We start from the raw sequence: 340 nt of genomic DNA on the forward strand, positions 1-340 counted from the left end.
ATTTTGTGTGGGAATACCTGTAGAAATACGGGGCCATAGCTCAGCTGGGAGAGCGCCTGCCTTGCACGCAGGAGGTCAACGGTTCGATCCCGTTTGGCTCCACCACTACTGCTTCTGTTGTTGAAAGCTTAGAAATGAGCATTCCATCGTGATGATGGTGAATGTTGATTTCTAGTCTTTGGCTAGATCGTTCTTTAAAAATTTGGGTATGTGATAGAAAGATAGACTGAACGTTACTTTCACTGGTAACGGATCAGGCTAAGGTAAAATTTGTGAGTAATTGCGAATTTTCGGCGAATGTCGTCTTCACAGTATAACCAGATTGCTTGGGGTTATATGG

The 340-nt window shown here is 43.8% G+C and carries 1 tRNA gene; it reads left to right on the top strand.

Annotation, left to right across the window (positions count from 1 at the left end):
• The first annotated feature begins 29 nt into the window (after nucleotides 1-29).
• Nucleotides 30-105 (top strand) — tRNA-Ala (locus AC1DKR_RS21525).
• Nucleotides 106-340: the final 235 nt, after the last annotated feature.

The sequence above is a fragment of the Stenotrophomonas sp. 01N47 genome (genome assembly GCF_056399165.1).